Source organism: Oleiphilus sp. HI0067, assembly GCF_001635735.1.
This window is the reverse complement of sequence record NZ_LWFI01001099.1, coordinates 1-1,845: the sequence shown is the minus strand read 5'-3', so window position 1 is coordinate 1,845 and position 1,845 is coordinate 1. Positions and strand designations below refer to the sequence as shown.

The 1,845-nt window shown below is 46.0% G+C and carries 3 protein-coding genes; all 3 read left to right on the top strand.

Annotated features, from left to right (window positions below):
• The coding region (locus tag A3739_RS15825; RefSeq protein ID WP_156502619.1) for an ATP-binding cassette domain-containing protein at nucleotides 1–461 on the top strand (461 nt) is incomplete at its 5' end.
• A gap of 2 nt (nucleotides 462–463) precedes the next feature.
• Complete coding sequence (gene rbsC / locus A3739_RS15820; protein WP_231877081.1) at nucleotides 464–1,423, top strand: ribose ABC transporter permease; 960 nt, start codon at nucleotides 464–466, stop codon at nucleotides 1,421–1,423.
• Between the two features lie 69 nt (nucleotides 1,424–1,492).
• On the top strand, nucleotides 1,493–1,845 hold a 353-nt coding region (locus A3739_RS15815; protein WP_156502618.1), incomplete at its 3' end, for a substrate-binding domain-containing protein.

Below are 1,845 nucleotides of genomic sequence, written 5' to 3'. Positions count from 1 at the left end.
TGTCTTCTTTAAAAGACTTAACCAAAACAGGACGCATCGAAACGGCACAAGAACGTGCGCAAGTGGATGAGTTTATCAAAGCCTTCAATGTGAAAACGCCAAGCCAGTCGCAGATGATTGGTAATCTCTCTGGCGGAAACCAACAGAAAGTATCGATTGCAAAAGGCCTTATGACATCACCCGATGTGCTTATCCTGGATGAGCCGACACGTGGCGTAGATGTGGGCGCGAAGAAAGAGATTTATCAACTCATTAACCAGTTTAAAGAGCAGGGTATGAGCATCATCTTGGTGTCGTCCGAAATGCAAGAAGTACTAGGTATGAGTGATCGAATTTTGGTAATGCATGAAGGCAAACTGACTGGTGAGTTCAAGGCTGAAGAGGCTGATCAAGAGTTACTTTTGGCATGTGCGGTGGGTCAAACTCAACAGCAAGCGACAACAGCGGAAGTGGAGGCATAAACGTGGTCGATGCGGTGCGTAACAAAATTTTCAGCAAAGAATGGCTGATTGAGCAGAAGTCATTAATCGCTTTATTGCTCTTGATTGTAGTGGTGTCTTTTCTAAACCCGAATTTCTTTACGGTTGATAATCTACTCAACATCTTACGCCAAACATCTGTCAACGCGATTATCGCAGTGGGCATGACCTTTGTGATTCTGACCGCTGGCATTGACTTAAGTGTGGGCTCGGTACTCGCATTATGTGGTGCTATTTGTGCGAGCATGATTGGTTTAGAGGTGCCGGTAATGATCGCAGTTCCTGCGTCATTGCTCGCAGGTGCACTGCTCGGCGCTATTAGTGGTGTGATTGTTTCAAAGGGGAGGGTGCAAGCCTTCATAGCAACCTTAGTGACTATGACCTTGCTGCGCGGCGTAACCTTGGTTTATACCGACGGTCGACCCATTTCAACTGGCTTTACTGATACTGCCGATAGTTTTGCTTGGTTCGGTACAGGCTATGCGTTTGGTATTCCTGTTCCTGTTTGGATTATGGTCGTCGTTTTTGGTGCTGGTTGGTATGTACTCAACCACACGCGTTTCGGCCGTTACGTTTATGCCCTTGGCGGCAACGAGGCGGCAACAAGATTATCTGGTATCAATATTGATCGAATTAAAATCGGTGTATATGCGATCTGTGGTTTTCTCGCAGCACTTGCCGGCATCATTGTTACCTCGCGGCTATCTTCTGCGCAACCGACAGCTGGTATGGGTTATGAGTTAGATGCTATTGCCGCAGTGGTACTCGGTGGAACTAGCTTAATGGGAGGCAAGGGCCGAATTATAGGGACTCTGATTGGTGCCCTAATTATCGGTTTCTTAAATAACGCTCTGAATCTCTTAGATGTCTCGTCGTACTATCAAATGATTGCAAAAGCAGTCGTAATATTACTGGCGGTACTCGTGGATAATCGAAGTAAATAATCTGTTGTTAATGACGTAATAACGAGTCGAAATGTGCTGTCTCGATCACACAAGACCAAGGACATAAAGATGAAAAAACTGATTACTCTTGTTTCAACCTTATTGGTGTTGGCTTCTTTTTCTATGATGACAAAGGCAGCTGACACACTGGCTATTGTAGTCTCCACCTTAAACAACCCTTTCTTCGTGACGATGAAAGACGGCGCTGAAGCCAAGGCAAAAGAGTTGGGATATAAACTCATCGTGCTCGACTCACAAAACGACCCAAGCAAGGAACTATCGAACATTGAAGATTTGACGGTTCGTGGGGTGAAAGCAATCTTACTTAATCCAGCAGATTCAGACGCGGCGGCCAATGCTATTCGCATGGTTAATCGCGCCAAAATCCCCGTGTTAACCTTGGATCGTGGCGCTTCGCGCGG